Genomic DNA, 3905 nt, shown 5'->3' with positions numbered 1-3905 from the left:
GCCGGTTAAGCCGGAAACACCACAAGAGAAGGAGATACAGCAGTGACCGCACGTTTCATGACCGACCCGGACGCGATGCGTTCGATGGCAGGGCGTTTCGACGTTCACGCGCAGACCGTTGAGGATGAGGCCCGCCGGATGTGGGCGTCGTCGACGAACATCTCCGGTTCGGGCTGGGGTGGTCTGGCCGAGAAGACCAGTTACGACACGATGGGTCAGATGCAGACGGCGTTTCGCAACATCGTCAACATGCTGCACGGCGTGCGGGACGGGTTGATCCGCGACGCGAACCACTACGAGTCCCAGGAAGCTGCCTCGCAGCAGATCCTGTCCAGCTAGCCGTCCGAAAAGTAAAGGGAATCAAGCTATGTCCATCAATTACCAGTTCGGTGATGTTGACGCGCACGGTGCGCTGATCCGTGCGCAGGCGGCCTCGCTGGAGGCGGAGCATCAGGCGATCGTGCACGACGTGCTCGCGGCCGGGGACTTCTGGGGCGGTGCGGGTTCGGTGGCCTGCCAGGAGTTCGTGACTCAACTCGGCCGGAACTTCGCGGTGATCTACGAGCAGGCAAACTCGCACGGTCAGAAGGTGCAGTCGGCCGGCAACAACATGGCCAACACCGACTCGGCCGTCGGCTCCAGCTGGGCCTGACCGATGGCCGCAGCACGCTGGTGTGGCCGCGGCATCGCGCCGCGGCCACGCCGGCGGGCCATGACTAGGGGATCCAACTGATGACCGGTTTTTCGGGGTTGCCGCCGGAGGCGGTGTCTGGGCGGCTGTATGCGGGTGCCGGCTCGGGGCCGTTGGTGGCGGCGGCGTCGGCGTGGGATCGTCTGGCGGCGACGCTGGGTTCGGCGGCGTCGTCGTATTCGTCGGTGGTGTCGGGGTTGGTCGACGAGGCCTGGCAGGGGCCGGGGTCGGCGGCGATGGCGGCGGCCGCGCAGCCGTACATCGAGTGGATGACGGCACTGGCCGGGCAGGCCGCGCAATTGGCGGGCCAGGTGCGGGTGGCGGCGGCGGCGTTCGAGGCGGCGCACGCGGGCGCGGTGCCGCCGGCGGTGGTGGCGGCGAATCGGTCGGAGTTGTCGTCGCTGGTGTCGGGGAATGTGCTGGGGCAGAACAGCGCTGCGATCGCGGTGAATCAGGCCGAGTATTCGTCGATGTGGGCGCAGGATGCGGCGGTGATGCAGACCTATGCTGCGGGTTCGGCGGCGGCGACGAAGGCGGTGACGGGTTTCAGCCCGGCCCCGCAGACCACAAACCCGGCCGGAACCGCGAACCAGGCTGCGGGGGCCGTCGGCACCGCCGGTTCAGCGGCGGACTCGTCCCAAGGCTTCCTCGCAGACATCCTGGGCACCAACACCTTTACCGGCCTCAACAGCATCGGCGGATCGTTCGGCACCCTGGCGCTGCAGAGCTCCGGGCCGATGTTCCTCTCCGAGATGGCGCAGTTCTTCGAACTGCCACTGATGACGGCCACCGGCAAGCTGTCGGTGCTGGGCCCGATGGCCGCGGCGAACGCGATGGCTGCGGGAACCGGTGCCGGACTTGCCTCATCGGTCACGGTCGGAGAACCGGCGCTGGCCTTGGCCGCGTCGCACGAACCGGTGAGCACGTCGGGGGTTTCGGCGGGAGCGGGACGCGCGATGCCGCTCGGCAGGCTGTCGGTGCCACCGGCGTGGGCGACAGCCGCCCCCGACATCCGGCTGGCCGCCACGGCGCTGCCGGCCGCCGGTTCTGTGGCCCTGGCGCCGGCGGGGCTGGGCATGGCCGGCGGCGGGATCGGCGGCGTCCCGATGGTGGCGGGCATGGTCAACACCCCCCGCGCCGGTGAGACCCGGGCGCGGGCGGTCGGCGACGAGGCCGCGGCGCCCGTCGTCGAGTCGGATCGGGAAGCCGCGGCGGATGCCGGCGGGTCCGATGCGCAGGAACTCGAAAGTCTGCGAGACCGGATGGGGGACTTGGCGATGGAGTGCAAGGCCGTGGCCCGCCTGATGCGGGAGGCGATGCGCTGATGATCGATTTCTCGATGCTGCCGCCGGAGGTGACCTCCGAGCGCATCTATGCGGGGTCGGGGTCGGCACCGCTGCTGGCGGCGTCGTCGGCGTGGGATCACCTGGCGGCGACGCTGGGCTCGGCGGCGGCGTCGTACCGCGCGGTGGTGACGGAGTTGACCGATGAGTCCTGGCAGGGACCGGCGTCGGCGTCGATGACCGCGGCCGCGCAGCCCTACCTGGAGTGGATGACCGCGACGGCGTCGAAAGCAGCGCAGACCGCGCAGCAGGCCCGGGCGGCGGCGGCGGCCTATGAGGCCGCCCATGCGACGGTGGTGCCGCCGGCGATGGTGGCGGCGAACCAGGCGGAGTTGGCGTCGCTGGTGGCGGGAAATGTGCTGGGCCAGAACAACGCGGCGATCGCGGCGAACCAGGCCGAGTATTCGGCGATGTGGGCGCAGGACGCCGCCGTGATGCAGACCTATGCGGCCGGTTCGGCCGCCGCGATCACACCGGCGACCGGCTTCGCCGCGGCGCCGCAGAGCACCAACCCGGCCGGGGCCGCCCAAACGTCCGGTTCGGCCGTCGACTCCGGGCTGGGGCAGATCCTGCAGACGATCCTCAAGGTGCTGACCAACTCGTCGCTGAACACCGGTCCGCTGCACGACTTCCTGACCAGCCCACTGGTCACCGGCTTCAACACGTTCTCCACCAAGATCTCCGGCATCCTCGGCTTCATCGGCGGTCAGGGGTTCATGACCGCCGGCGTCGGCGTCGGCGGCTTCGACCTGCCGGTGCAGGGTGCGATCTCGGCCATGTACCTGTGGACCGCGCTGAACCCGGCGTCCCTGATGTCATCGGTGTCGGGGGCCGGAGTGGCGGGGGCAGGGTTGTCGGAGGCCACCCTCGCCGGTGCGGCCGTGTCGACAGGGGCCATCCCCGGTGCCATCGCGGGCGCCGCCGTCCCGGGCAGTGCCGCCCCGGCGGTCACCGCGACGCTGGGCCGGGCCGCGACGGTCGGCGGACTGTCCGCGCCGGCGTCCTGGATCACCGCGGCCCCCAACGAGATTCGATTGGCCGGCGCGTCGCTGTCGATGGCGGCCGCGCCGCAGGCCGTCGCGGGCATGCCGAGCGGTGTACTCGGCGGCATGCCGATGATGGCCGGCATGGTCAACGCGCCGAACGGCGGAACCGCGACGGCGCAATCGGGTGCCGGCGGGAAGCAGACCACCCCGGTTACGGCGACGTTCGGAGGTGGGGCCGGTCCCCAGGTCGTGTCGCCGCAACGGGAGGAACTCAACCGGTTGCGGCAGGCCGTCGTCGAGATGACGATGCAGCGTGACGCACTCAAACGATCGGCGGCGTCGGTGATCAGACGGGTGAAGAACCGGTGACGCGCACTGCCGGGCGATTCGCGAGGCCACTGCTCGCGGCGCTCACCGTGCTGTTCCTCGCCGCACCGGGAACGGCGCACGGCGATCCTGACCCCGGTGACACCCCGAACCCCACCGACGAACTGTTCCTGACCGCGCTCAACGCCGCCGGCCTGCACTACGGGCAACCGGAACAGGCCGTCAAAGCCGGCCGGACATTGTGCGACCTCGCCGACAATGGAAAAACGGACGGCGAGATCCTCGCGATTCTGATGAAGCACAATGATCTGCTGTCGAATGCGCGGGCAAACACCTTCATGGATATCGCCTACCAGACGTATTGCCCGCAGTACCTGGCGTCGGACAGCTGATGCAGGGGCTGATGCGACCGGTCCAGCTTCGCGTCTCCTTCGTCGACGCTCGCTAACCGCTCGGTTAATGCGGCCGGTCCAGCTTCGCGTCTCCTTCGTCGACGCTCGCTAACCGCTCGGTTAATGCGGCCGGTCCAGCTTCGCGTCTCCTTCGTCGACGCTCGCT

The 3905-nt window shown here is 69.7% G+C and carries 5 protein-coding genes; all 5 read left to right on the top strand.

Translation table 11 applies throughout. The features are described from left to right. Positions 1-42: 42 nt before the first annotated feature. The 5 genes from KIH27_RS21835 to KIH27_RS23220 all read left to right on the top strand — a co-directional run bounded on the left by KIH27_RS21835 (position 43) and on the right by KIH27_RS23220 (position 3739). Positions 43-339, top strand: a complete 297-nt coding sequence (locus tag KIH27_RS21835) for a WXG100 family type VII secretion target (protein ID WP_214095056.1) — start codon at positions 43-45, stop codon at positions 337-339. 28 nt (positions 340-367) lie between these two features. Further along, a complete protein-coding gene (locus KIH27_RS21830) occupies positions 368-652 on the top strand; it encodes a WXG100 family type VII secretion target (protein WP_214091021.1) in 285 nt (94 codons plus the stop codon). A gap of 80 nt (positions 653-732) precedes the next feature. Then, positions 733-2016: a PPE family protein gene (locus KIH27_RS21825; RefSeq protein WP_214095055.1), complete on the top strand. Its 1284-nt coding sequence runs from the start codon at positions 733-735 to the stop codon at positions 2014-2016. Continuing rightward, positions 2016-3389, top strand: a complete 1374-nt coding sequence (locus tag KIH27_RS23115) for a PPE family protein (RefSeq protein WP_214095054.1) — start codon at positions 2016-2018, stop codon at positions 3387-3389. Before KIH27_RS21825 ends, KIH27_RS23115 begins: the two co-directional genes overlap by 1 nt. Further along, entirely contained in the window at positions 3386-3739 is a 354-nt protein-coding gene (locus tag KIH27_RS23220; RefSeq protein WP_214095053.1) for a DUF732 domain-containing protein, read from the top strand. The genes KIH27_RS23115 and KIH27_RS23220 overlap by 4 nt, the downstream gene beginning before the upstream one ends. The last annotated feature ends 166 nt before the right edge of the window (positions 3740-3905 follow it).

This window comes from Mycolicibacter acidiphilus (assembly GCF_018455725.1).
Classification (GTDB): domain Bacteria; phylum Actinomycetota; class Actinomycetes; order Mycobacteriales; family Mycobacteriaceae; genus Mycobacterium; species Mycobacterium acidiphilum.
The sequence above is the reverse complement of the archived record's forward strand: the minus strand, read 5'-3'. Positions and strand labels throughout refer to the sequence as shown.